This window comes from Bifidobacterium saguini DSM 23967, assembly GCF_000741715.1.
Taxonomy (GTDB): domain Bacteria; phylum Actinomycetota; class Actinomycetes; order Actinomycetales; family Bifidobacteriaceae; genus Bifidobacterium; species Bifidobacterium saguini.
In genome coordinates this window covers 189,446-215,729 of sequence record NZ_JGZN01000008.1, presented here as the reverse complement: position 1 = coordinate 215,729, position 26,284 = coordinate 189,446, and the positions used below count along the sequence as shown (strand labels likewise).

23 protein-coding genes are annotated in these 26,284 nt (G+C 55.2%); 22 read left to right on the top strand and 1 reads right to left on the bottom strand.

Annotated elements, in window-relative coordinates; translation table 11 throughout:
- Positions 1 to 150 precede the first annotated feature (150 nt).
- The 11 genes from BISA_RS06955 to mltG all read left to right on the top strand — a co-directional run bounded on the left by BISA_RS06955 (position 151) and on the right by mltG (position 12,528).
- Positions 151 to 2,793, top strand: a complete 2,643-nt coding sequence (locus tag BISA_RS06955) for an ATP-dependent helicase (RefSeq protein ID WP_033891010.1) — start codon at positions 151 to 153, stop codon at positions 2,791 to 2,793.
- Positions 2,794 to 3,129: 336 nt separating this feature from the next.
- Positions 3,130 to 3,528 (top strand): DUF4418 family protein, encoded by a 399-nt coding sequence (locus BISA_RS06950; protein WP_033891009.1) that lies wholly within the window; start codon positions 3,130 to 3,132, stop codon positions 3,526 to 3,528.
- An 11-nt stretch (positions 3,529 to 3,539) separates the two neighbouring features.
- A complete protein-coding gene (locus tag BISA_RS06945; RefSeq protein WP_033891008.1) occupies positions 3,540 to 4,757 on the top strand; it encodes an ABC transporter permease in 1,218 nt (405 codons plus the stop codon).
- Between the two features lies 1 nt (position 4,758).
- The gene (locus BISA_RS06940; protein ID WP_033891007.1) at positions 4,759 to 5,607 is read left to right on the top strand and encodes an ABC transporter ATP-binding protein; all 849 of its coding nucleotides are present in this window, start codon (positions 4,759 to 4,761) and stop codon (positions 5,605 to 5,607) included.
- 204 nt (positions 5,608 to 5,811) lie between these two features.
- Positions 5,812 to 6,438 carry a 30S ribosomal protein S4 gene (rpsD, locus tag BISA_RS06935; RefSeq protein WP_033891006.1) on the top strand — a complete coding sequence of 209 codons (627 nt, stop codon included), beginning with the start codon at positions 5,812 to 5,814 and terminating at the stop codon, positions 6,436 to 6,438.
- A gap of 106 nt (positions 6,439 to 6,544) precedes the next feature.
- The gene (locus BISA_RS06930; protein ID WP_033891205.1) at positions 6,545 to 7,219 is read left to right on the top strand and encodes a histidine phosphatase family protein; all 675 of its coding nucleotides are present in this window, start codon (positions 6,545 to 6,547) and stop codon (positions 7,217 to 7,219) included.
- A gap of 231 nt (positions 7,220 to 7,450) precedes the next feature.
- Positions 7,451 to 7,834, top strand: a complete 384-nt coding sequence (locus BISA_RS06925) for a DUF948 domain-containing protein (RefSeq protein WP_033891005.1) — start codon at positions 7,451 to 7,453, stop codon at positions 7,832 to 7,834.
- Positions 7,834 to 8,070, top strand: a complete 237-nt coding sequence (locus tag BISA_RS06920) for a hypothetical protein (RefSeq protein WP_033891003.1) — start codon at positions 7,834 to 7,836, stop codon at positions 8,068 to 8,070. The genes BISA_RS06925 and BISA_RS06920 overlap by 1 nt, the downstream gene beginning before the upstream one ends.
- A 122-nt stretch (positions 8,071 to 8,192) precedes the next feature.
- Entirely contained in the window at positions 8,193 to 10,874 is a 2,682-nt protein-coding gene (gene alaS / locus BISA_RS06915; protein ID WP_033891002.1) for an alanine--tRNA ligase, read from the top strand.
- Positions 10,875 to 10,879: 5 nt separating this feature from the next.
- Positions 10,880 to 11,335: a Holliday junction resolvase RuvX gene (ruvX, locus tag BISA_RS06910; protein WP_033891001.1), complete on the top strand. Its 456-nt coding sequence runs from the start codon at positions 10,880 to 10,882 to the stop codon at positions 11,333 to 11,335.
- An 11-nt stretch (positions 11,336 to 11,346) separates the two neighbouring features.
- On the top strand, positions 11,347 to 12,528 hold the full coding sequence (gene mltG, locus BISA_RS06905) for an endolytic transglycosylase MltG (RefSeq protein ID WP_033891000.1): 1,182 nt from the start codon (positions 11,347 to 11,349) through the stop codon (positions 12,526 to 12,528).
- Between the two features lie 75 nt (positions 12,529 to 12,603).
- Here mltG and BISA_RS06900 read toward each other — a convergent pair whose 3' ends face one another.
- On the bottom strand, positions 12,604 to 13,071 hold the full coding sequence (locus BISA_RS06900; protein WP_033890999.1) for a prepilin peptidase: 468 nt from the start codon (positions 13,069 to 13,071) through the stop codon (positions 12,604 to 12,606).
- Positions 13,072 to 13,121: 50 nt separating this feature from the next.
- On the opposite strand from BISA_RS06900, the gene aroC reads away from it, so the two are divergent.
- From aroC to BISA_RS06845, 11 genes are all read left to right on the top strand, one after another.
- Complete coding sequence (aroC, locus tag BISA_RS06895; RefSeq protein ID WP_033890998.1) at positions 13,122 to 14,309, top strand: chorismate synthase; 1,188 nt, start codon at positions 13,122 to 13,124, stop codon at positions 14,307 to 14,309.
- Positions 14,310 to 14,326: 17 nt separating this feature from the next.
- The gene (locus BISA_RS06890) at positions 14,327 to 15,949 is read left to right on the top strand and encodes a bifunctional shikimate kinase/3-dehydroquinate synthase (RefSeq protein ID WP_033890997.1); all 1,623 of its coding nucleotides are present in this window, start codon (positions 14,327 to 14,329) and stop codon (positions 15,947 to 15,949) included.
- Between the two features lie 9 nt (positions 15,950 to 15,958).
- On the top strand, positions 15,959 to 16,405 hold the full coding sequence (gene aroQ / locus BISA_RS06885) for a type II 3-dehydroquinate dehydratase (RefSeq protein ID WP_033890995.1): 447 nt from the start codon (positions 15,959 to 15,961) through the stop codon (positions 16,403 to 16,405).
- A 76-nt stretch (positions 16,406 to 16,481) separates the two neighbouring features.
- Positions 16,482 to 18,143, top strand: coding sequence for a CTP synthase (locus tag BISA_RS06880; protein WP_033890994.1), 1,662 nt, complete (start codon positions 16,482 to 16,484; stop codon positions 18,141 to 18,143).
- Positions 18,144 to 18,298: 155 nt separating this feature from the next.
- Entirely contained in the window at positions 18,299 to 19,927 is a 1,629-nt protein-coding gene (locus BISA_RS06875) for a L,D-transpeptidase (RefSeq protein WP_033890992.1), read from the top strand.
- Positions 19,928 to 20,136: 209 nt separating this feature from the next.
- Entirely contained in the window at positions 20,137 to 21,636 is a 1,500-nt protein-coding gene (sufB, locus tag BISA_RS06870) for a Fe-S cluster assembly protein SufB (protein WP_033890991.1), read from the top strand.
- A 5-nt stretch (positions 21,637 to 21,641) separates the two neighbouring features.
- Positions 21,642 to 22,877 carry a Fe-S cluster assembly protein SufD gene (gene sufD / locus BISA_RS06865; RefSeq protein WP_033890990.1) on the top strand — a complete coding sequence of 412 codons (1,236 nt, stop codon included), beginning with the start codon at positions 21,642 to 21,644 and terminating at the stop codon, positions 22,875 to 22,877.
- A gap of 24 nt (positions 22,878 to 22,901) precedes the next feature.
- On the top strand, positions 22,902 to 23,681 hold the full coding sequence (sufC, locus tag BISA_RS06860) for a Fe-S cluster assembly ATPase SufC (RefSeq protein WP_033890988.1): 780 nt from the start codon (positions 22,902 to 22,904) through the stop codon (positions 23,679 to 23,681).
- 134 nt (positions 23,682 to 23,815) lie between these two features.
- The gene (locus BISA_RS06855) at positions 23,816 to 25,090 is read left to right on the top strand and encodes a cysteine desulfurase (RefSeq protein ID WP_033890987.1); all 1,275 of its coding nucleotides are present in this window, start codon (positions 23,816 to 23,818) and stop codon (positions 25,088 to 25,090) included.
- Between the two features lie 11 nt (positions 25,091 to 25,101).
- Positions 25,102 to 25,656, top strand: coding sequence for a Fe-S cluster assembly sulfur transfer protein SufU (sufU, locus tag BISA_RS06850; protein ID WP_033890985.1), 555 nt, complete (start codon positions 25,102 to 25,104; stop codon positions 25,654 to 25,656).
- A gap of 8 nt (positions 25,657 to 25,664) precedes the next feature.
- Positions 25,665 to 26,252 (top strand): metal-sulfur cluster assembly factor, encoded by a 588-nt coding sequence (locus BISA_RS06845; RefSeq protein ID WP_033890984.1) that lies wholly within the window; start codon positions 25,665 to 25,667, stop codon positions 26,250 to 26,252.
- Positions 26,253 to 26,284 lie beyond the last annotated feature (32 nt).

The window sequence follows — 26,284 nt, the reverse complement described above, 5'->3', positions numbered from 1 at the left end:
ATCAAATTGGCATAACTATCGGTATAGCTATGGGATATGGCAAACCAGCTTACGCTGACCGGCGCATATGGTAGATATGAATGTCGCGCGATTTGAGGAACAGGTTATCCACGCGCGTTCGTCACGGTAGGTTGTCAAGGGGAGAGCATCATGTTCGATGAGCCGGAAGTCATTGCGCGCAGCGCCCAGGAACTGGTAGGTGACTTGAATCCTCAGCAGTCCGAGGCCGTGCAATACCGCGGCCAGGCGCTGCTCATCGGCGCAGGAGCCGGTTCTGGCAAAACCCGTGTACTGACCCGCCGTATCGCATGGATCTTAAGCCAATTCGGTGCATGGCCCAGCCAAGTGCTTGCCATCACCTTCACCAACAAGGCTGCCGCCGAAATGCGTGAGCGCCTGGGCTCCCTCATCGGCCCGGTGGCGCAGCGCATGTGGGTTTCCACCTTCCATTCCGCTTGTGTGCGCATCCTGCGCCGTGACGGAAAATCCATCGGCCTGAAGTCGGGCTTCTCCATTTATGATTCCGCCGATTCCGAACGACTCGTCAAAATCATCGCCACCGAATTCAACCTGGACATCAAGCGTTACACACCGCGTTCGATTCTTGGCCATATTTCCGACCTGAAGAACAACCTCACTGGCTGGAAGGAATATCTCGCCTTGCATGCTCCGGATTTCACTCCCGGTCAGCGCGGCTACCAATTCGGCACGGTGGGCGACCTTGAAGCCATTTATGCGGTAATCTACGCCGAATATGAGCACAGGCTGGCACTTGCCAATGCTGTGGACTTTGATGATTTGATTGGCCGGACCGTTGAACTGTTGCGCTCCGACCCGCAGGTAGCCGAGTATTACCATCACCGTTTCCGTTACATTCTGGTGGACGAGTATCAGGACACCAATCACGCCCAGTATGTGCTGGTGCGCGAGCTCGCCGGCGTTGATAGCGGTGAGCATAGCGTGCCGGGCGCTCCGAACGCAGGGAAAACCGGCCCTGCATGGATTACCGTGGTGGGTGATTCCGACCAGTCCATTTACGCATTCCGCGGCGCGGATATCCGCAACATTCAGGATTTCGAGCAGGATTTCCCGAATGCGAAAACCATCATGCTGGAGCAGAACTACCGTTCCACGCAAACCATTCTGGATGCCGCCAATGCGGTGATTAGCAATAACGAGGGCCGCAAGCCGAAGAAACTGTGGACTGCGCTCGGCAAAGGCGAGCCGATCGTGGGTTATGCGGCGGATAACGCTCAGCAGGAAGCCCAATGGGTGGCTGGTGAGATTGCGCGACTGCATGCGGAGGAATCCATCGCCTATTCGGACATGGCCATCATGTACCGAGCTAATGCGCAGTCTCGCTCGCTTGAAGAAGCGTTGATTAATGGTGGACTGCCATACCAGTTGGTCGGCGGCACCAAGTTCTACGAACGCCGTGAAATCAAGGATGCCTTGGCCTACCTGCAGGCATTGGTGAACCCGGATGATGACGTGAACCTGCGCCGTATTCTCAACGTGCCGAAGCGTGGTCTAGGGGATCGAGCCGAAGGTATTCTGCTTGCGTATGCGCGTGAGCATGGTACCAGTTTCTTCTATGCGCTGATGCATCTAGCTGAGATTCAGAATATTCCTACCCGTACGGCCAACCAGCTCAAGGCATTCCGTGAACTCATGGGTGCACTTTCGCAATTCACTCGCGCTCACGACAGCAAGCCAAGCGAGATCGTGGCCGAAGTGCTGGAGAAGTCGGGTTTGAGGGCGGAACTGGAGAAATCAGTCGATCCTCAGGATGCCTCCCGTTTGGAGAACCTCTCTCAGCTGCAATCCACGGCAGCGGAATTCGAGCAGAACACGCCTGATGCCACCCTGTCTGCCTTCTTGGAGACGACCGCACTGGTGGCGGATTCCGATCAGCTGCCTGGCGAAGCCGAGGATTCTGGCAAGGTGACGCTAATGACCTTGCACACCGCAAAGGGTCTGGAATATCCGGTGGTGTTCCTCACCGGTATGGAGCAGGGAACCTTCCCGCATTCGCGTTCGATGGAAGACACTACCGAGCTGCAGGAGGAACGTCGACTCGCTTACGTGGGAATCACTCGTGCCAAGCGACGTCTGTATGTGACTCGTGCGGCGGTGCGTTCCCAATGGGGGCAGGCTGCGGACATGATGCCAAGCCAATTCCTTGATGAGATTCCTGCGGAGCTCATCGACTGGAAACGCAAGGAAGCCGGCGTGGAGCGCATGCGTTCGAGCTGGCAGTCCGGTGATGATGGATTTGCCGATGATCTCGGCGGTTGGGATGATGACGATTTTGGCGGCGCCACGTTTGGTGGTTCGTCCACTTTCGGTGGTCACGGCTCCAGCTCGTCGTACGGTTCTCGATCCCGCTATGGTTCGTCATACGGATCCTCGTATGGTTCCGGTTCATCATCCTATGGTTCTAGGTCCTATGGTTCGCGTTCGTCGTATGGCTCCGGTTCGTATGGTTCGCGCGGCTCGGGCTCCTCATATGGTTCCCGTTCCGGTTCATCTGACTCCTACGGTCATACGCGAGGAGGCAAGGTGACGACCCGTCACACCACGCCGAAAACCTCTGCTGCCGCAGTCAAGAAAGACAACGGTTTGAACGCCGCCGATTTCGCTATTGGAGACAAGGTCGTGCACGATAAGTTCGGCCTTGGCACAGTCATGGATATTCAAGACAAGGGCATCAAGTCGGTAATTACCGTGGACTTCGGCTCAGCTGGCGTTAAGCGCCTGATGCTGCGCGTGGCGCCTATTGAGAAGCTCTGATGAGCGATAGGACTTGCCTCCGGCAAGACTGTTGCTTCAACCTTCACTCAGCTTTCGCTTCGTTCAGGCCTCGTCTACGAACAGTCCACTGGACTGTTCGCTTCACGACTCAGCCCGTCGCGGCAAGGCCGCTCCCCTCAGCTACGGACAGTCCACTGGACTGTCCGCTTTACGCTTCGGCCATTGAGAAGCTATAACTGGCTTTTTCACAGGAGCCATCACGGGCAATAGCAGAAAGGGAAGCAAAAAACAAGACTTGTTTTTCTGATTACGGCATGGGCATAATGCGAAGGCTGTGCTCGCGAACCCCGCCTCAGGGGAGAGAAAGTAAGAGAAATGAAGAACAAGCTGTTTGCATCCACTCCCAATATTCTGCTCGGCCTGCTGATTGCCGTTGCCCCGCAGACTTTCGCCCATGCTTGCATCGGCCATGATGTGCCGGGTGCATGCCACTACTCGCAGCAGGCCGCCACCGGTATCGGCGTGGTTATTCTTGCGTTTGGCATTATTGCTCTGTTTGTCAATCATCAGATTCGTATCGGTTTGAATATTGCGGCTATTGCGAACGCTTTGCTGTTGCTCGCAGTACCAACCTTCCTTATTGGCGTATGTAACGGTGCCATGATGCACTGCCGTATGGTTATGCTGCCTACGCTTATCGTGCTCGGCGTACTTACGCTTGTATTTGCGGGCATCGCCATCTGGATTGACTCCCGCTCCGCTGCGCGCAGCTGAAAGAGCCTCCCATGCATTCCGCAATCACACTACGTGGGCTGCCATATGAGAATCTCAAGCGTAAGCCATTGCGTACGGCTGCATTGCTCACCATTGTCACTATCCTGTCGCTGACGTTCTTTGGCGGAACCATGCTGACGATGAACCTCAATACGGGCATGACCAGCATGGAACAGCGCCTTGGTGCCGATCTTATGGTCGTGCCGCAGAACACCGCACAGCAAGCGGAAGCTTTACTAACGAACGGCAGTCCAAGCACGTTTTATTTCACTACCGATATTGCAGACACAATCAAGAGCGCCGATGGCATCGAACAAGCCAGCGAGCAGACCTACATATCATCACTGGCTGCTGCTTGTTGCGATGAAAAACTGCAGATTATCGGATTCGATCCCGCTTCCGACTTCGTTATTGAACCTTGGATCGCTTCCCAATTTGATGGCACGCTTCAAGACGGACAGATGATTGCCGGAGCTAACGTGAATGTGTCTGTTGACGGCACTATTGAACTGTATGGACGTGATTGGCCGGTCGTCGCTCAGCTCGCCAACACCGGTACCAGTCTCGACAATTCAGTGTTCATCAATACAGCCACTGTGCCTCAGATGGTGTCTGTTTCATCGAAGATGACCAAAAACAGTGCGTTCGCCAAGAATGCCGATAAAGCCGTTTCGACCGTACTCATCAAAGTGAAGCAAGGATATGATGCGCAGACGGTGGCCGACAACATCAAGCATCTCGATTCCCGTTTTTCTGATCTGGGCTATGTATATCCAGGCGGTATCACTGCCACTACGAAAAACTCGCTGAACGCATTAGTTTCCTATCTTGCAGTGTTTGTGTCTGTTATCTGGGCAATGGGTGTGATTGTACTGCTTGCTGTTTTCGCCTCATCGGTGAACGAACGCAAACGTGAATTCGCATCGTTGCGCATCATGGGTGCCACCCGTGGCATGTTGAACGCGATTATCGTGAAGGAATCGATAATGATTGGAGTGCTCGGCGGCGTTGCTGGAGTCGGGCTGGCCAGCTTGATGATTTTCCCGTTCAGCTCGCTCATCGGTACGCAACTGCAACTGCCGTATCTTCAGGCAGGTCCCATCGTGATTATTGGGTGTGCGGTGGTGACTCTGGTTTGCTCCACTGCCATCGGCATTGCCGGCTCAATGATGACTATGTGGCGGTTAAGCAAACCGGAAGCATATCTCACCTTGCGGGAAGGGGAGTGACATGGCAAGTACTTCCCATTTGCTTGTGCTTTCCGAAGTGACCCGTCAGTTCATTCGCCGTGGCAAGCTATTCAACGCCGTAGACCATGCGAATCTTATCGTCAATGAAGGCGAATTTATTGCGATTGTTGGCCGATCCGGCAATGGCAAAAGCACATTGATCAATATGGTCGCTGGTCTGATTCGACCGACTTCAGGATCAGTGACCGTCGATGATCGTAATGTGGCCGCCCTCTCGGACAATGAGCTTTCCGTACTCAGGAACCGTACGCTCGGTTTCGTGACCCAAGGCCATACTCTGCTAGGTAACTTGACGGTGCTGGACAATGTGATATTGCCGGCCACAATGCTCCCTGATCCTTTGCCGTTTGCCCGCGATGATGAAAGTGAAGTTTGCGAAGAAAGTCAGTCACTATCCAATGATGAGGCGTCGGCGGCTGATTCCAACCTGCCGGACACCATTGTCCCTTTTACTGATGGTTCTGGAACCAAGTCAGCGGATATGCATGATACTCAGGCCGCTCAGAGGCATACGTTGATTTCCCGCGCGCAAGATCTGCTGAGCCAACTTGATGTCGCTGATTTGGCGGATAGCTATCCGCGCGAGCTGTCCGGGGGAGAGATGCGGCGAGTATCCATTGCCCGTGCGCTGATGAATCAGCCGAAATTGCTGATTGCTGATGAACCGACCGGCGATCTTGACCAGGAGAGTACCGATATCGTGATGCGTCTGCTCAGAGCTCAAGCCGACAATGGTATGGCGATTCTTATGGTCACTCATGATCCCGATGCTCTCGCATGGGCGGACACGGTGTATCGCATGGATGCTGGGGTGCTGTCCAAGGTATAGGTGTATCATTGCCTGCTGGTGTCTGCTGCAAGGCAGATACCGTCTGGAGTCATAGCCCATCAACGGGTCGGTGGCCGTGTTCTGCAAGAATGCAGCCATTCGTGAGTAATCACGTCGAAGCGTTGGAGAGGCCCGACTCAGCGTGTGGCATCAATAAATGAAGCCATGCGTTCCGTTCAAATAACGACAGAAGGATTAATCCAAATGACGAACGTTCAGCGTTCTCGCCGTCAGGTGCGTCTTTCCCGCGCCCTCGGCATCGCACTGACCCCTAAGGCTCAGCGCATCTTCGAAAAGCGTCCGTACGCTCCTGGCGAGCACGGCCGTGACCGTCGCCGCACCGAATCCGATTACGCGGTGCGTATGCGCGAAAAGCAGCGTCTGCGCGCTCAGTACGGCGTCTCCGAGAAGCAGCTCCGTGCCGCTTACGAGAAGGCCACCCGTACCGCCGGCCAGACCGGTAACGCCATGCTGACCGATCTCGAGACCCGCCTCGACAACCTCGTGCTGCGTGCTGGCTTCGCCCGCACCACCGCTCAGGCTCGTCAGTTCGTGGTTCACCGTCACATCCTCGTTGACGGTAACGTGGTCGATCGCCCGTCCTACCGCGTCAAGCCTGGCCAGACCATTCAGGTCAAGGCTAAGAGCCAGACTATGGTTCCGTTCCAGATCGCCGCTGAAGGCGTGCACCGCGATGTGCTGCCGGCGGTTCCTGGTTACCTCGACGTGAACCTTGCCTCCCTGAAGGCCACCATGACCCGCAAGCCGGAAGTCGAAGAGATTCCGGTGCAGGTCAACATCCAGTACGTGGTCGAATTCTACGCCCGCTGATCCGGGCCCATCTGGTCAAAACAATCCAGGACATACCGCTCGAACCCCGCGCCTCAAAGCGCGGGGTTCCTGCGTTCTGAAGACAAATTGGCGTAGCATGGTCAATATGATTCTTCACTTGCATTTGGTCCGTCATGGACAGACCTATTTCAACCGATACAACCGTCTGCAGGGATGGTCCAACTCGCCGCTTACCGAATCAGGCATCGCTGACGCTGCCAAAGCGGGGGAGAAGCTCAAAGGCTTGACCTTTGCCGCAGCATATTGCTCGGATACCACGCGTGCACAGCAGACCGCAGAGAAAATTCTGGACATCAATGAGGAGGCGGGCCGCACGCGTCCTGAATTGATTGCGGACATGCATTTCCGTGAACAGTTCTATGGCTACTATGAGGGCCTTGATATGGCTATGGCTTGGTATGCCGCCGGTGCTCCGCATGGTGCGAAGACGTATAACGAGATTGTGGAACGATTCGGTCTTGGTGCGTCGCGTGATTTCCTTAAAGAAGCCGACCCGTTCCATGATGCGGAATCCGATGAGGAATATTGGACTCGTGTGGAAGGGGCTTTTCAGCTTATCGCGGATAATCCCGGGCTGCATGACGGTGATGATGTGCTGCAGATTTCCCACGGCAACACGCTGTTGAGCTTGGCTCATCGCTTTGGCGGTCCTGACTTGGACCTGAGCGAACGTCCGGCAAACGGATCGGTAACGGTCCTCGATTTCGATACCGAAAAACCGTTTGCTGATGCCGTGACCATTGTGTCATACGGCAAATAACCAGCAGCTGAATTATCAAATTCAGCACCCAACCCCACACTGTCCATGTTGACTGTAGGTTATTGAACACTGACTGTCGGATTTGGCACACTGACTGTAGGTTTTTGAACGAAATCCGTTAGAAAACCTACAGTCAGTGTTCAAAAACCTACAGTCAATATGGAGTTGGTCGGGTAAATAGAGCGCAAGTGCTACTCTTGTGCGAGTATATGTGACCTCAAGGAGGAAACAATGGGAGTCGGAGAGATCGCTGGCCTGATCGCGGCCATCGCGTTCGCTGTATTGGCCGGTTTCATGATCTATCCGCTGATCAGACTCGGCAAGATGTTCGATCAGATTGCGCTGACCGTCAAGGAATCGGGAGAGCATGCCATCCCTGCATTGGATGAGGGCGTGACGACAGTCAAGCAGGTGAATAAGTCGCTTGAAGACGTCAATCGAATCTCTGCAGCGGCATCCACAACAGCCAATAATGTTGGTGCTTTGACTGATTTGTATGGTTCCTTCTTGGGCAAGCCGGTAATCAAGGTTGCCTCTGCTGTATACGCATTGAAGTCCACGGCCCAGTCCTTCATCGCCAAGAACGCTGGCGATTCCGTTCACAAGGGGGAGTGATGTTCAAACGCATCTTCTGGGTCGGCGTTGGCGTAACCATAGGCATTATGGTAGTCACCAAGGCGCAGGCGTATGTCAAGGCAAATACGCCTGATGCGGCGCGCCAGTTCCTGCTTGGACCTGATCAGCATAATGTGCCGATGAGGACGCTTGAAGGTTTAGTCAATGAATTCAACGCGACTCGTCGAGCCCGCGAGGCTGAGCTGAACAATAAATACAACGTGCAAGCCGACTGATTGACGACTCGACTGTAACTAGTCGATGCCATCGGTTGATTCTCAATATCTCGTATATCACAGTCTTTCCATTAATATAGAGGCGTAATTACGCCTAAAACCAACAAGGAGTACATCCCGCCATGCGCACTGCGGAAATCGCAAAGCGATACCTCGATTACTTCGCCAAGCACGACCATCTCGTTGTGCCTTCGGCGTCGCTGATCTCCCCGAACCCCACCACGCTGTTCACCATTGCAGGCATGGTGCCATTTATTCCTTACCTGATGGGTGAGCAGACCCCGCCGAAGCATCGTATGGCTTCCAACCAGAAGTGCGTGCGTACGCTGGATATCGACGAGGTGGGTAAGACCACTCGTCACGGCACCTTCTTCCAAATGCTCGGCAACTTCTCCTTCGGCGATTACTTCAAGGAAGAAGCCATCCATTACGCATGGGAACTGCTCACCACTCCGCAGGATCAGGGCGGCTATGGCTTTGATCCTGAGAAGCTGTGGATGACCACCTTCACGGATGATGACGAAGCCCGTTCCCTGTGGATTAACGAGGGCGTGGACCCCGAGCACATCCAGAAGATGGGCATGGAAGATAACTTCTGGACCACTGGTGGCCCTGGCCCTGGCGGCCCATGCTCCGAGATTTACGTCGATCGTGGTCCTGAATTCGGTAAGGAAGGCGGCCCGATCGCCGACGAGAACCGTTACATCGAAATCTGGGATCTCGTGTTCGAAAACTACGAGGTCGACAACGTCAAGTCCAAGACTGACCTGCACATCGTTGGTGAACTTGAGAACAAGAACATCGATACCGGTGCCGGTTTGGAACGTCTTGCCTACCTGATGCAGGGCAAGAACAACATCTACGAGACCGACGAAGTCTTCCCGGTGATTGCTGCAGCCGAGCAGCTGTCTGGCCTGAAGTATGGCGAGAATGAAGAAGCCGACGTGCGCTTCCGCGTGGTGGCCGATCACGTTCGTTCCGCTTTGATGATCATGTCTGACGGCGTGCGCCCCTCCAATGTGGGCCGTGGCTATGTGCTGCGCCGCCTGCTGCGCCGTACCGTGCGCTCCATGCGTATGCTTGGCGTGACCGATCCGGTGCTGCCCACCCTGTTCCCGACCTCCAAGAACGCTATGGAGGCCAGCTACCCGGAGCTCAACGACACCTTCCATGAGGTGTCCGAATCCGCATACGGCGAGGAAGATGCCTTCCGCCGCACGCTGGAAACCGGTACCACCATCCTTGACGTGGCTGTGAACAAGGCCAAGAGCGATTCCTCCGAGCCGACTGTGACCGGCGAGGATGCCTTCAAGCTGCACGATACCTATGGCTTCCCGATTGAGCTGACGCTTGAAATGGCAGCCGAGCAGGGCGTGAAGGTGGACGAGGCCAAGTTCCGTGAACTGATGGCCGAGCAGAAGTCCCGCGCACGCGCCGACGCTCTGAAGAAGCGCCACAACGTGGATCTTTCCGTATATGACGACTTCAAGAAGACCCTCGTCAAGCCAATCGACTTCCTCGGCTACACCGACATGTCCGCTCGTGCCAAGGTCATCGGCATCATGCAGGAAGGCAAGGGCTCCGTACCTGCCGTCACCGGCCCAGCCAACATCGAGGTCATTCTCGACCGTACTCCGTTCTACGCGGAAGCAGGCGGCCAGCTCGCCGATCAGGGTGAGATTCTCTCCGACGATGGCGCTGTGCTCGAAGTCGATGACGTGCAGAAGCCGATCAAGGACCTTATTGTCCACCAGTGCCGCTTGACCGAAGGCACACTGGTTGTCGGTGCCGAGGTGAACGCCAACATCGACCTGAACCGTCGTGGAGCCATCGCTCGTTCCCACACCGCTACCCACATGGTGCACAAGGCGCTGCGCGAGGAACTCGGCCCGCAGGCCACCCAGCGTGGTTCCGAGGACGCTCCGAACCGTCTTCGTTTCGACTTCCAGTGGTCCAAGGCCCCGGCCAAGTCCGTGATTTCCGCAGTGGAGGAGCGTGTGAACGACAAGCTGCGCGATAATCTTGCCGTGACCACCAAGGAAATGAAGTTCGATGACGCCATCGCTCTTGGCGCCATGCACCTGTTCGGTGAAAAGTACGGCGACATTGTGCGTGTGGTCTCCATCGGTGAAGACGGTTGGAGCCGCGAGTTGTGCGGTGGTACCCACGTCGACCATGTTGGCAAGATCGGTATGGTGAACATCCTCTCCGAGGCCTCCATCGGTCAGGGTGTACGTCGTGTGGATGCCGTGGTTGGTCAGGGTGCTTACGATTTCAACGCTCGCGAGCACGCGCTGGTCTCTCAGCTCTCCGACAAGCTCAACGCTCGTCCGGACGAACTCGCTGAGCGTATCAATACGCTGCTTGCCAAGCTCAAGGAATCCGATCGCCGTCTGGCCGCCATGTATGAGGGTCAGCTGGCTGCCGCTGTGCCGGCTCTGGTCGCCGACGCGAAGGGTTCTGACGCTCCGGTTAAGGCTGCGGTTAAGAACGTAGGCCACTTCGGTACGTTCGATGCTCTGCGCAAGACCGTACTCGACATCCGCGGTCAGCTTGGTGAAGATGCTCCGGCCATTGTGGCTCTCGCCGGCGTGAACGAGGATGACAAGCCGATGGTGGCCGTTGCCACCAATGAGGCCGCCCGCAAGGCCGGCATCAAGGCTGGCGATCTGGTTCGCGGCGCATCCAAGATTCTCGGCGGCGGCGGCGGCGGCAAGCCGGACTTCGCTCAGGGTGGCGGTGCTGATGCATCCAAGATCGATGAAGCGCTCGAGGCTTTGAAGCACGAGGCGCAGAAGGCCTGACGCCTGTGGTGTGGTTAGGCGTTGATTTAGGTAATGCTCGGGTCGGACTTGCTCTGTCCGATCCCGAGCTTACCTTTGCTCACCCGGCAGGCGATATCTATGTTGCCGGTGATTATTTCTTTGCTATTGACGATGTGCTTGACGTCATCGAAGACGAGCATGTGACTCATGTTGTTGTTGGCCTGCCCTTACAGATGGATGGTACTGAGGGTAAAAGCGCAAAAAAGGCGCGTCGCTGGGCTGCCAACTTGGAAAAACGTCTCCATGCTGAGGCAGAGCACGCATTAGAGGAACATTCGATTCCGCAGGTATCATTGATAGATGAGCGATTGACCACAGTCAGTGCGCATCGACAGCTCTTCGAGGCCAATAAATCCTCGAACAAGCATAGGCCTTTGGTCGATCAGCAGTCGGCGGTGGTGATTTTGCAGACGGCACTCGACCGTGCCGGGAAACAATGAGGTACGGGTTCATGTCAGACAACATTCATGATTTCTTTGATGAAAACACGCATTGGGTCGAACAGGGGACCGGAGTATTGGGTGGCGGTGAGCCGCCGCAGCCGCCTAAATCACGACGAGAGATGCGTAAGCGCCGTAAGCAACGCAAGCAAAAACGCTATGGTGTGCTTATTGCCGTTGTTGTGGTTATCGCACTGATTGCTTGTGGCGGATACTTTGGCGTACGCAAATTGCATGAGATTCGAGACAGCCAAAGTCAGTCAAATGCGATTGTTGAGGATTATCCGGGTCCTGGATACGGTGAGGTGTCGTTCACTGTTGAAGACGGGCAGGGCGCAGTGGAAATCGCGAAGAACCTGCTGAAAGCGGATGTTATTAAATCCACCGATGCCTTTACCAGTATTGTTGGTGCGAATGATGCCAAACTATATCCAGGCACGTTCACGCTGAAGAAGCATATGGCGGCTTCTGACGTGCTGACTATTCTTACGGACAGCTCGAAGGCAGCAGGCTTCCTTGAAGTGCGGCCTGGCGAACGTGTCAGCGCGGTTATTACCGATGCCGTAGCGCTTTCCGGCATTTCCGAAGATGAATTCAATGCCGTCATCAACAATAAGGGAGATGGCATTCTTCCCGCTGAAGCTAATGGAAGCTTTGAAGGATGGCTTGAGCCGGGCACCTATAACGTCAAAGGCATGAGCAGTGCTTCCGACATCTTCAAGGACATGGTGGATAAGCGCATCGCCAAGCTTGACGAGTTGGGCGTGCCTTCCGGCTCCGATCGCGAACGGGTGATGATTATCGCTTCCATCGCCGAGGCTGAAGTCAACAAGGCTGATTATTACGGCAAGGTGACGCGAGTCATCGAAAACCGTTTGGCACAGGGCATGTCTCTGGGTATGGATTCCACGGTTGCCTATGGCAACAATGTGCAGCCGGCTGACGTAACCACGGCAATGCTTCAGGATGAGTCGAACCCGTATAACACGTACAAAATTACTGGTCTGCCGCCAACCCCGATTAGCAATCCCGGTGATGACGCGATTCAGGCCGCAATGAACCCTGAAAGCGGAGACTGGCTGTACTTCTGTACAGTCAACCTCGACACTGGCGAAACCAAGTTCGCCACCACCGCCGAAGAGCATGACAAGAATGTTGCCGAACTTCGCCAATGGCAAGCAGAAAACCAGTGATTCAGCTAAGTGCCTCCCACAGGGGAGGCACTTTTATTATGCAAAACACACAACCTCAATGCATAAACAGTTAAGTTACAGCACCGAGCTCAACATCAACGCAATGATTGCTGCCACCAGTATTACTGGCACATAGGGTACTTTGCCGGCGTAGGTCGATTGTGGGCGGCTCAACTTAGTCCAGCATCCTATCCAAATAAGACCGCAGATTCCCATAGCCAGCCACCACAACACAATGGTAAACAGACCGAACATGCCAACTGCGAGCCCAGCCGGCACCAACGCGGTCACATCGCCAAATCCCAATGAGCGTGGCACAATCAATGCCAATGCAAACTGAATAAGACAGCACAGCACTGTAAACAACAGCGTTTGCAGTAATACGAACAAATCATTGGTCATAACGGCGTATACCAATACGGCAATAAGCTGCACCAGAGCGCCAATAGCTACCCAAGGCAAAGGAACCCGTCTCACTCGCATGTCTTCAATGGACAACGCAAGCTCACATAGCAGACCGGGAAGAGTGAACAGGTACGGCATGGCTTACCATTATCCCCTAGTTATTGACCATCTGGAATGAGAGGGATGCTATGTTGCGCTGGCAGACGGCGGGAGAGTCTCACGGTGAGGCCTTGGTGGCCATGATTGAAGGACTGCCGGCCGGCATCCGAATCAGTACAAACGATATCGTTGCTGCCTTGGCACGTCGTCGTCTGGGATATGGTCGCGGCGCACGCATGAAGTTCGAGCAGGATCAGGTGCGTCTGCTCACCGGCGTGCGTCATGGTTTGACGCTTGGCTCTCCGGTGGCCATTGAAATCGCCAACACCGAATGGCCGAAATGGACCGAAGTCATGAGCGCTGATGCACTCGACCATGATCTGCCTCGCGAAGGTCGCAATGCTCCGTTGAGCCGCCCCCGCCCAGGCCATGCCGATTTGACCGGTATGCGCAAGTACGGTTTTGACGATGCTCGTCCGGTGCTGGAGCGTTCCAGCGCTCGTGAAACTGCATCCCGCGTGGCACTTGGCGAAGTTGCTCGTCAGTTCCTCGAGCAGGCGTTTGGCATTCGAACCGTATCTCACGTAGTGGCGCTTGGCGGCGTCTCCACCAATCCTGATTTGCCGCTGCCGACTCCGGATGATGTGGAAGCATTGGACGCTTCTCCGGTGCGCACTCTTGACAAAGAAGGGGAGCAGCGCATCATTGAGCGCATTGACGAAGCCAAGGCCGCGGCCGATACGCTTGGCGGTGTGGTGGAAGTGCTTGCCTACGGTGTACCCGCCGGTATCGGTACGTATGTGGAATCCGATCGTCGTCTTGATGCGGCATTGGCCAGCGCCATTATGGGCATTCAAGCGTTCAAGGGCGTCGAAATCGGTGATGGGTTCCTCGAGGCTGCTCGCCCCGGTTCTCAGGCTCACGACGAAATCGTGGTGAACGCGGATGGTCGCATCGACCGTCTCTCTAACCGTGCAGGTGGTATTGAAGGCGGCATGTCCAATGGTCAGGTGATTCGCGTACGCGGTGCCATGAAGCCGATTCCTTCCATTCCGAAGGCATTGCGTACCGTCGACGTGCTCACTGGCGAAGCGGCAAAGGCCATCAATCAGCGTTCTGATAGCACGGCGGTGCCGGCTGCGGCCGTAGTGGCCGAAGCAATGGTTCGCTTGACTCTTGCCCAGTACGCCTTGGACAAGTTCGGTGGCGATAGCGTTGAGGAAACGCATCGCAATCTTGAGTCTTACCTGGCTTCCTGGCCCGAGCACATGCGCTGATTACAGGATGTGATGATATGGCAGCACATCCTTATGCAGTAATTCTTGGCATGATGGGTGCCGGCAAAACCCGTGTTGGCAAGGAAGTGGCGCATATGCTTCATCTTCCGTTCGCTGACGCGGATGCTGAGATCGAACGCGAAGTCGGCATGAAGATTCCCGCATATTTCGAAAAGTATGGTGAGCCGGCTTTCCGAGACGTTGAGGCGGATGTTATCGCCGATTTCCTCGAGGATTTCGACGGTATTTTCTCCCTTGGCGGAGGAGCGCCAATGACTCCTTCCACTCAGCGCGAGCTGGCAACTTATATTGAGCGTGGCGGCAAGGTGGTATACCTCGACGCGGACCCTCAGGAAGCTATGGAACGCGCGAATCGAGGTGGCGGTCGCCCCATGCTTAACGGTGATGCCAATGCTCGATGGAAGAAGCTGTATAAGCAACGCGACCCTGTGTTCCACGACGTGTCCAATGTTCATGTACATACCCGAGGACTCACCCCACAAGGTGCTGCCAAGAAAGTGATAGATATGGTTTCCCAACGAATCGTTCATGTGAATGGTGCAACCATTGAGCCTTATGATGTTGCTATCGGCGAGGGCGCGATGAACCGATTGGTGGATGTGCTCGGTACCAAGCCTCGCAAAATCGCTCTGATTCATACTCAGCCGGTGCAGCGCCATTCCGATCGTGTCCGCGCCCTGCTGCGCCAAGGCGGCTATGAAGTCTCCGACATTGTGATTCCCGATGCCGAACCAGGCAAGACCATTACCGTAGCCAATGGTATTTGGGAACGCCTCGGCAACGAAGGATTTACCCGCTCGGATGCCGTGGTAGGTGTCGGTGGCGGTGCCGCCACCGATTTGGCTGGATTCGTGGCGGCTACATGGATGCGTGGCATTCGATACGTCAACTGCCCGACCTCATTGCTGGCTATGGTTGATGCTTCCACCGGTGGCAAAACCGGCATTAACACGCCGCAAGGTAAGAATCTGGTCGGATCGTTCTATACGCCGGCTGGAGTCTTGGCGGATATGACTACGTTGGCCTCGCTCCCGAACGATATTTTCATCGAAGGCCTAGGTGAAGTGGCAAAGTCCGGTTTCATTCGTGATACCGAGATTCTGCATATTCTCGAAGAGCATGCCAGCGAACTGAAGAACTTCAACGGTCAGACGTTCCTGGGTTCGCCTCTTGAGGAAGTAGTCGCTGAACTCATCGAACGCACGGTAAAGGTCAAGGCTTACCACGTCTCCTCCGATCTGAAGGAGAAGGGACTTCGTGAGTTCCTGAATTACGGCCATACGCTGGGCCATGCCATCGAAAAGCTGGAGCACTTCCGCTGGCGTCATGGCAACGCTGTGGCCGTGGGCATGGTGTATGCCGCGGAACTTGCCAATATCATGGGACTTATCGATCGTGATGTGGTGGACTACCATCGTTCGCTGCTGTCTTCTCTGGGATTGCCTACTTCGTGGAATGGTGGCTCATTCGAAGATGTGCTTGCTCTGATGCATCGCGATAAGAAGGCGCGAGGCAATGAGCTGCGATTCGTGGTTCTTGATTCCATCGGCCATGTGGTTCATCTCGATAACCCATCCGTCGAGGATGTGGAAGAAGCATTCCGCCGCATTCAGCAGTAAGGAGCAGTCATGACCAAAATCATCGTTGTCAATGGTCCGAATCTGGGCCGTCTTGGTGTTCGTCAGCCGGATGTGTATGGACGCCAAGATTTGGAAGAGCTACGCCGTCTGTGCACCGCATGGGGCAAAGAATTGGGCCTCGAGGTCGAAGTGCGTCAGACCGACGACGAAGCCGAAATGGTGCATTGGATGCATCAGGCGGCCGACGAAAAAACTCCGGTGGTCATGAACCCGGCCGCCTTCACCCATTACAGCTATGCCCTTGCCGATGCTGCGCACATGGTGGGTGATGCCGGTTTGCCGCTGATGGAAGTACATATTTCCAACCCATCCGCCCGAGACGAGTTCCGCAAGCGTTCCGTGATTAGCCCAGTCGCCACCGGCACCATCACCGGCATGGGTTTCTACGGATACAAACTGGCCATTGACGCCATTGCGCATCTGCTTGCCGAGTAATAATCAGCAATAAATAAATAGGGGAGGGAACACACGCTTGACATCGCGTCATGCGCGGATGATAGAGTGAAATTCCATGGTTAGAAGAACACATGGCAATTCTCAAGAACACGTCACCAAGCATATTTTCGTCACTGGTGGTGTTGTTTCCTCCCTCGGTAAAGGCCTGACTGCTTCGTCCCTCGGACGTTTGCTGCGCAGCCGTGGCATTCATGTGCTCCAGCAGAAGCTGGATCCGTACATCAACGTGGATCCGGGTACCATGAACCCGTTCCAGCACGGTGAAGTGTACGTGACCGAGGATGGCGCTGAGACCGATCTGGACATCGGCCACTACGAGCGCTTCCTTGATGTTTTCCTCTCCCAGAAGGCCAATGTCACCACTGGTCAGATTTATCAGGAGGTGCTGCGCAAGGAGCGTGCAGGTGAATACCTTGGCCAGTGCGTTCAGGTCATCCCGCACATCACCAACGAAATCAAGTCTCGTATGCGCGCCCAGGCGTCCGACGATGTTGATGTGATCATCACCGAAATCGGCGGTACCGTAGGCGATATCGAATCCCAGCCGTTCCTTGAGGCCGCTCGCGAAGTGCGTCGCGATCTCGGCCCGGAGAACTGCATGTTCGTGCACGTTTCTCTCGTGCCGTACATCTCTGCAGCCCATGAGCTCAAGACCAAGCCGACCCAGCACTCCGTGATGATGCTGCGTCAGCTCGGCATTTCCCCGGACGCATTGGTGCTGCGTTCCGATCGCCCGCTGAACCAAGGCATCAAGGACAAGATCTCCCTGATGTGCGATGTGGATCCGGAAGGCGTGGTCAACTGCGTGGATGCCCCGAGCATCTACGATGTGCCGAAGATTCTGTTTGAAGAGGGTCTTGACGCTTACGTGGTTCGTGAACTCGGCCTGCCGTTCCACGACGTCGATTGGGATGAATGGGCTGATCTGCTGGAGCGTGTGCACCACCCCAAGCATGAAGTCAACATCGCCATCGTCGGCAAGTATATCGATCTGCCGGACGCGTACCTGTCCGTCACCGAGGCCATCAAGGCAGGCGGCTTCGCCAACTGGGCCAAGGTCAACGTCAAGTGGGTTGCCGCCGATCGCTGCGAAACCACTGAAGGCGCCGCTGCCGCCCTCGACAACATCGACGGCATTGTGATTCCCGGTGGTTTTGGCATCCGTGGCATTGAAGGCAAGATCGGCGCTCTGAAGTTCGCTCGTGAGAACGGTCTGCCGGCGCTCGGCCTGTGCCTCGGCCTGCAGTCGATGGTCATCGAATACGCTCGCCACGTGCTTGGCATCGAAGACGCCAACTCCACCGAATTCGAGCCGGATTGTGCCAACCCGGTGATTGCCACGATGGAAGAGCAGAAGGATATCGTGGCTGGCAAGGGCGATATGGGCCACACCATGCGCCTCGGCTCCTACCCGGCCGAGCTTGAAGAAGGCTCCCTGGTCGCTGAGCTCTACGGCACCACGCACGTCACTGAGCGTCATCGCCACCGTTACGAGGTCAATGTGGCTTACAAGGATCGTTTGCGCGAGGGCGGTCTGCGTATCTCCGGCCAGAGCCCGGACGGCGAACTCACCGAGTTCGTGGAGCTCCCGCAGGATGTGCACCCGTTCTACGTGGCCACTCAGGCTCACCCGGAGTTCAAGTCTCGTCCGACCAAGCCGCACCCGCTGTTCGCTGGTCTGGTGAAGGCGGCTCTTGATCATCAGCAGGCGCGCTGAATAAGCATTGAACAGCGTGAGACGTGATATAAATCACGTACGCTAGATGCATACTAAGCATGAATTCATGAGGAATTCATGGCCTTAGTGCATAATGAATCGCATGTGCGCGAGCACTGCAGAAACAGCAACGAGAGAATACGTAAGAGTTCAATATGACTGATAACTTTGGACAGTCGATGGGTGTGCCTCAACCTGGAACGGTGCAGGCTGTGAGTGATGGTGAGGCTACGGCGGTATTCACGCCTTTTGATGTAGTGCAGCCTCCCATTCAAGAGGTGGATGATCATGCGTTGAGGGTCAAGCATGGCAAGCATCGCGTAATCTGGCCGTGGATTGTGCTGGGTGTAGTCGTTGTTTTGGGCGCATTATTTGGTGGTGGATTCTGGTTCTTCCAGTCTCATGCATTGCCGGGCGTAACCTTGTGGGGCAATCCGGTAATGGGGCAAAGCCAGAGTCATATTGCGGCTCAGATCGATGATGCCGTGAATAATGCCACTGTATCGGTGAAGTATGAAGGCAAAACAGCCAAGGTCAGCTTGAAGGATCTGGGCTTGAGCGTTGACTCCGATGCCATTGCCTCCGATGTGGTGAATGCCAAACGCGGTGATGCATGGTGGCAGCAGTACGCATTCTGGGTGAAGAAGAATGTGACCGTTGCTCCTGCCAGCGCTGGCGCGGCAGATAACACAACGTTGAACGCCAAGCTGGGCGTGAATGAAGTCAAGCCTGTGGATGCCAAAGTGCAGCTGAATGCGGATGGCAATGGTTTTGATGTTGTCGCCGGTCAGCAAGGTGAAGGTATTGAAGCTAAGCCTGTTGCCCAAGCGGCTTTGGCCAGCGTCAAAACCCTTGGTGATGAGCCTGCCCAGGCAGTGACTGTTGCTCTGAAGAATACTGAGCCTGCTGTAACCGATGCTGTGGCTAACGATGCCAAGGCCACGCTTGATTCGTTGATTGCCAATCCGGTGGCCATTAAGGTGGCCGATCACCAGATTGCCGCAATTGATGCCCAGGCATTGGCATCGTCTACCCGTATTGATGCCAATAAGAATGGCAAACTGCAGTCTGGCGAAACCCGCAACGGTTATGTGGTCTTCAACGCCAGCAAGATTCAGCAGTACTATGACGATTCCATTAAGCCAAACCTGCATACCGATCGCGAAGATCGTGATGTCATCGTCAATAACGACAACGACGTGTTGCAGGTTATCAAGGAAGGCCATGACGGTGTGACCATCGCATCCGGTGCTGATACGAACATCGGTAAGGATGCCGTGGAGGCTCTGGCTAAAGGCAGTGGTTCGGTTTCCGTGGACGGCACTGTTGACCCGATGCAGACCAAGAGCACGAAGCGTCATGTGGTGGTTGATCTTTCCGATCGTCTTGTTCACGTTTATGAGAATGGTCAGGAAATCAAGACCTTCCATGCCTCAGTTGGTCAAGACAACAATCGCACCACTGGTGTGTGCGAAGGTGATTTGTGCACGCCGACCGGTGATTTCAAGGTTTGGCTGAAGTATCCGACTCAGGACATGAGCGGCAACCTTACACTTTCCGATGGCTCAGTAAGCCATTGGAGCGTTAAGGGCGTGGGAGACGTGAACTACTTCTCCAAGGATGGTTGCGCCATCCACCGTATTGCCAAGTCCAGCTTCACCAGCGATGCTTCGATCGCCAATATGAACAACATCTCCCACGGCTGCGTGGGCATTGGCTGGGATGTGTCCGATTGGTTCTACGACTGGTGCCTGATGGGAACCACAGTGCACGTCCAGCTCTGATTACCGAAGCAAAAGCACGATGTGAGGGCCTGTATACAGGCCCTCTTTTCGTATCCGAAAACAATAGAGATTCACAATCATGGCGCATACGAAACAATATGTGCCGTATATCACGTAAGCGTACAGCCAATATTCAGTGCGGCTAGTAGTGTTTCGACACAGGTTCTGTTAGGTTTACGTAGGACTAAGCGAGTAACAAGGAAGGCAGGATGGTGAGCGAAAACACAGCACCAAACGCCGCCGCTGACGTGGAGATGAGCCAGTACGTGGCTGATCGCACCCGCGTCAACGAGGATAAAATCAAGCAGGATGATGAAATCATCAGCCAGTTCGGCGATTACAGCTATGGTTGGCATGATTCCGACGCCGCTGGTGAAGCTGCCAAACGTGGTATCGACGAAAATGTAGTCCGTGCCATCAGTGCGGATAAAGGCGAACCGCAGTGGATGCTCGACATGCGTCTGCGCGGATTCAAGGCATTCCTGGAAAAGCCAATGCCGCAGTGGGGCGTTGATCTTTCCGGCTTCAACGCCGATGATTTCAAGTACTACGTCAAGCCGATTGACAAGCAGGCCAAGAGCTGGGATGAGCTGCCGGACGATATTCGTAACACGTATGACCGTCTCGGCATCCCTGAAGCCGAGAAGAAGCGTTTGGTTTCCGGCGTGGCCGCACAGTACGAGTCCGAGGTGATTTACAACTCCATTCAGGAAGACCTGAAGAAGAAGGGTGTTATTTTCGTGGACACCGACACCGCGGTGCGCGAATACCCTGAACTCGTCAAGAAGTACTTTGGTACGGTTGTTCCTCCTGAAGACAACAAGTTCGGTGCATTGAACACCGCCGCATGGTCCGGCGGTTCATTCGTCTACGTGCCGAAGGGCGTGCATGTGGATATTCCACTGCAGGCCTACTTCCGTATTAACACTCCGGCAATGGGCCAGTTCGAACGCACGCTGATCATCGCCGATGAAGGCTCCTACGTGCACTACGTGGAAGGCTGCACGGCTCCGATTTGGTCCGAAGATTCTCTGCACGCCGCCATCGTGGAAATCATCGTCGAGAAGCATGCTCGTGTGCGCTACACCACCGTGCAAAACTGGTCGAACAACGTCTACAACCTCGTGACCCAGCGTGCCTACGTGCGCGAAGGCGGCACGATGGAATGGGTGGATGGCAATATCGGCTCCAAGGCAACGATGAAGTATCCTGCCTGTATCCTCGCTGAGCCGTACGCCAAGGCATCCACGATGTCCCTCGGCTTCGCCGGTAAGGGCCAGTATCAGGACACCGGTGCCAAGATGATCCATCTGGCTCCGCACACCTCTTCCACCATCGTGGCCAAGTCCATTTCTCGCGGTGGCGGACGTTCCGCATACCGTGGCCTGGTCAAGATCGTCAAGGGTGCGGAAGGCTCCTCCAACTCCACCGTGTGCGACGCTTTGCTGGTGGATGACTTCTCCCGTTCTGATACATATCCTCACGTCGATGTTCGTGAAGACGATGTGTCAATGGCGCACGAAGCAACCGTCTCCAAAATCTCCGAAGACCAGCTGTTCTATCTAATGAGCCGTGGTCTTACCGAAGAAGAGGCTCAAGGCATGATCGTGCGTGGCTTCGTTGAGCCGATCAGTCGTGAGCTGCCTATGGAATACGCGCTTGAGCTCAACAGACTCGTGGAACTTCAGATGGAAGGATCGGTGGGCTGATACCAATGGCCGATACAACAACACCCGTCAAGGAAATCAAGATTCCGGTCGCGGATCCCAATGACCCGTATGCCGTTCCGGCCGCCATGCCGTCTTCAGTGGACCATGCTGTTCGCTCATTCGATGTGAACGACTATCCAATGCCGGACCGCAAGCAGGACGAATGGCGATACACGCCAATCGAACGCATCAACGAATTCTTCACCGTGTTCAAGCCATCTGGCGAAACACAGATTGAAGTGTCGATGATTGACGGCTCTCCTCTTGCCGAAGGCATCAAGCTTTCTCAGGTAAAGCTCGGTGAAGGTCTCTCCGGCACGGTTTCCAAGCCGAATGATCGCGTCTCAGCCGTGGAATGGAACTCCGGCGCAACCGCCACTGTTCTCGAACTGAACGGTGAAATCGCTCAGCCGGTTCTAGTCAAAGTTCACGGCGCAGGCGAAGATTTGGACGCCTTCCATCTCGTGATTGCCGCTGCTGATCGTGCCCACGCAGATGTTGTCGTGGAACATGATGGTGACGCTCGTCTTGCAGAAGGCATTGAAATCACCACCGGCAAAGACTCCCATATCTCCACCACATTCATTCAGGAATGGGCGAAAACCGCCAAGCATGTGGGCAACCATCGCATTCATGTTGGTGAAGGTGCATCCCTGCGCCACTCCGTCGTGACCCTGAGCGGCGACATCGTTCGTATCCGCATGGATCAGGACTTCGGCGGCGAACAAGGCGACCTCAATATGCTCGGCATCTACTTCGTAGATCCAGGCGAGCACATCGAACATCGCACGATGGTGGTGCACAATCACCCCGAGTGCAAGTCCCGCGTAGTGTACAAGGGTGCTCTTGATGGCAAGGGAGCACACTCCACCTGGGTTGGCAACGCATTGATTCAGCCGACCGCTCCTGGAACTGACTCCTATGAGCTCAACCGCAACCTTGTGCTGACCCCGGGCGCTATCGCCGATTCCGAACCGAACCTCGAAATCGAGAACGGTAACATTATCGGTGCCGGCCACGCTTCTTCCGTGGGCCGATTCGATGATGAGGAACTGTTCTACCTCGAATCTCGTGGCATTCCGGAAACCGAAGCACGCAAACTTGTGGTGCGTGGCTTCTTCGGTGAACTCGTGGAGGAAATCGGTATTCCCGCCATTTCCGAACATCTGATGGACGTTATTGACCGCCGTCTGGCTCGCGGAGAAGACGCAGCCATGACGCAGGTCCTCGAAGACAAGTAACAACAAACGTTTAGGAGCATTACCATGTCAACACTCGAAATCAAGGACCTCCACGTCCATGTGGAAACCAAGGAAGGCACCAAGGAAATCCTCAAGGGTGCCAGCCTGACCGTACACTCCGGTGAAACGCACGCCATCATGGGACCCAACGGCTCCGGCAAATCCACACTGGCTTACACGCTCGCCGGTCACCCTAAGTATGTGGTCGATTCCGGTGAAGCCCTGCTGGATGGTCAGGATATCCTGAAGATGACCCCGGACGAGCGTGCCAAGGCCGGCCTGTTCCTCGCTATGCAGTACCCGGTGGAAGTGCCGGGCGTATCCATGACCAACTTCCTGAGGACCGCCAAAACCGAAATCGATGGCGAAGCTCCTGGTATCCGTCAGTGGGCTAAGGACCTTTCCGCGGCTATGAAGCGCCTCAAGATGGACCCGAAGTTCGCTTCCCGTTCCGTGAATGAAGGCTTCTCCGGTGGCGAGAAGAAGCGCGCCGAAGTGTTGCAGCTCGAACTCTTGAAGCCGAAGTTCGCCATTCTTGATGAAACCGATTCCGGCCTCGACGTGGACGCTTTGCGCATCGTGTCTGAAGGCGTGAACCGTGCCAAGGAAGCCAACCAGTTCGGCATCCTGATGGTCACCCACTACACCCGTATCCTGAAGTACATCAAGCCGGATATCGTGCATGTGTTCGCTGACGGTCACTTCGTTAAGACCGGTGGTCCGGAGCTGGCTGACGAACTCGAAGAGAACGGCTACGACGCCTACCTGCCTGAAGGCGCTGACTCCGAATCCGCTCTCGCCTAGCATTGCTTGAGGCCGTGCAGGGCTGGGATGTACTATTCCCGACACACTCAAGGCCGTTCGGCCAAGCCTACGGTCGGGAACAGCACATCCCAGCCCTGCACTCCTAGCCGTGGGAAAATCCTAAGGGGAAAATGATGGTTGATTTTAAGGCGATTCGGGGTGAATTCCCGATTTTGGATCAGGAGATTCATGGGCATCCGCTTGTGTATCTCGATTCGGCTGCTACGTCGCAGAAGCCAGAGTGCGTGATCGATGCTGAAGCGAATTTCTACCGTACGATTAACGCCGGTGTGCATCGTGGCGCCCATGAGCTGGCAGCTCGTTCCACCGTGGCCTTTGAAGAGGCGCGTGCCAAAGTGGCCAAGCTGGTTGGCGCCAATGCCGAAGAAGGCCAGGAAGAAATCGTAGTCACCGGTGGTGCAACCGCTGGATTGAACCTGCTGGCCACCGCCTTTGGCAATGCTTCACTGGGCCGTGGGGGAGAAGCCGCCAAGCGTTTTGCCCTGAAGCCGGGCGATGAGATTGTGGTTTCTCGCGCCGAACATCATTCGGTGCTGTTGCCATTCCAGGAGCTTGCCTACCGTACCGGTGCCACCTTCAAGTGGATTGACTTGACCGAGGATGGCCGCGTACGTACGGACAACCTTGATGAAGTCATCACCGAACGTACCAAGGTCGTGGCGGTAACCCATGTGGGCAACACCACGGGTGCTATCACCAACGTTGCTCCGATAATCAAGCGCGCACATGAGGTGGGTGCTGTTTTCATTCTTGACGCATGCCAGTCTGTGCCTCATCTGAAGGTTGATTTCCACGCGTTGGATGTGGACTTCGCCGCATGGAGCGCCCACAAGATGTACGGTCCCACCGGCGTGGGCTTCCTCTACGGCAAGCGTGACATGCTCGAAGCATTGCCTCCGGCTAATTTCGGCGGTTCGATGGTGGAGCTTGCCTACATGGATCATGAAGCTCAATACATGGCTCCGCCAGCCCGTTTTGAAGCAGGTACCCAGCCGGTGGCACAGGTGGTGGCCGCTGGCGTTGCCGCCGAATGGATGATGAACATTGGGCTTGAGAACATCGAAGCTCACGAGCGCTCAATCACCAATGAGCTGCTGAAGCTCGGCGATATTGAAGGCATTCGCATTCTTGGTCCTCGTGAAAACAAGGATCGTATTGGAACCGTAGCCTTTGATGTTGCCGGTGTTCATCCTCATGATGTGGGCCAATACATTGACGCGCAGGGCATTGCCATTCGCGTTGGCCATCATTGTGCGCAGCCGGTGCATCGTCATTTCGGCCTGTATGCTTCGAACCGTGCATCCAGCGGTGTCTATAATTCCGTGGAAGATGCGCAGGCGCTGGTTGAAGCAGCCAAGGGCATTCGCAAGTTCTTCGAAGTGGAGTAGCAGAAAATATTATGAGTGATTTTGGTATGACTGGAGATGAACTCGAGCAGATGTACCAAGAGGTCATCCTCGAGGCATCCAAGCACCCTCATGGCAAGGAATCCTTTGCTCCGGACGCGGCTTCCGAAGCTTCTGGAGCCGCTGCCGCCAATGCCACGGTTCAGGCAACGCATGAGTACTGCACGCCGGGTGAATCTCACCAGTTCAACCCGACCTGCGGTGATGAGGCAACCGTTCATGTTGAGGTTTCCGATGATGAACCGCATACCATCAAGCGTTTGGTTTGGGATGGTCATGGCTGTTCGATTTCTCAAGCCAGCCTGTCTGTGATGGTTGATTTGGTTGATGGCAAAACCGTGGATGAGGCCATGCAGCTGGAGCAGGTATTCCATAAGCTCATGGAATCGCGTGGTGCAGGCCTGAATAATGAAGCATTGGAAGATGAACTCGGCGATGCCGTGGTATTCCAAGGTGTATCGAAATACCCTATGCGTATCAAGTGCGCTCTGCTAGGCTGGGAAGGGCTTAAGGACTCCATCGCCAAGGCCCTTGCCGCAAAGAACTGAGGTACATAATGACCGATAACAATCTGGTTCCGGAACCGCAGACGTCTGTTTTTGATGCTGTTAATGGGGTTCTGAAGGACGAAGAAGCTGCTCGCCGCGTGATGATGAATCCGGCCTTGGCCAAGGGATTCCCTAACGGGCGTCCTGCTGCGTCTAGCACCAAGGATGATACGTGCGGATGCGGGAATCATCATGGCGCATGTGGCTGTGCTGATGACGAACAGTCCGAAGGCAACGATATTCCGCTGAAGGCGGTGGACGATATCGGTCGTGCCACTGCTGAGGATGTGCGTGAAGCGCTGCATCAGGTTATCGATCCTGAACTCGGTATCGATGTGATTGATCTTGGACTGGTGTACGGCATTGAAATCGATGAGCTTGGGCGCGCCATCATTACGATGACGCTGACCACGCCAGCATGCCCGCTGACTGATCTTATCGAAGATGAATGTGCCTCCACGCTGGCCGGTCTTGTGGAGGAGTTCCGCATCGACTGGACTTGGGATCCGCGCTGGACTATGGATCGCATCACTCCGGAAGGCCGTGATCAGCTTGCCGCACTTGGCTTCAACTTTGAAAACATGCCAAAGTACTAAGCTTGTTCACTGTGCAGATGATATGAGAAACC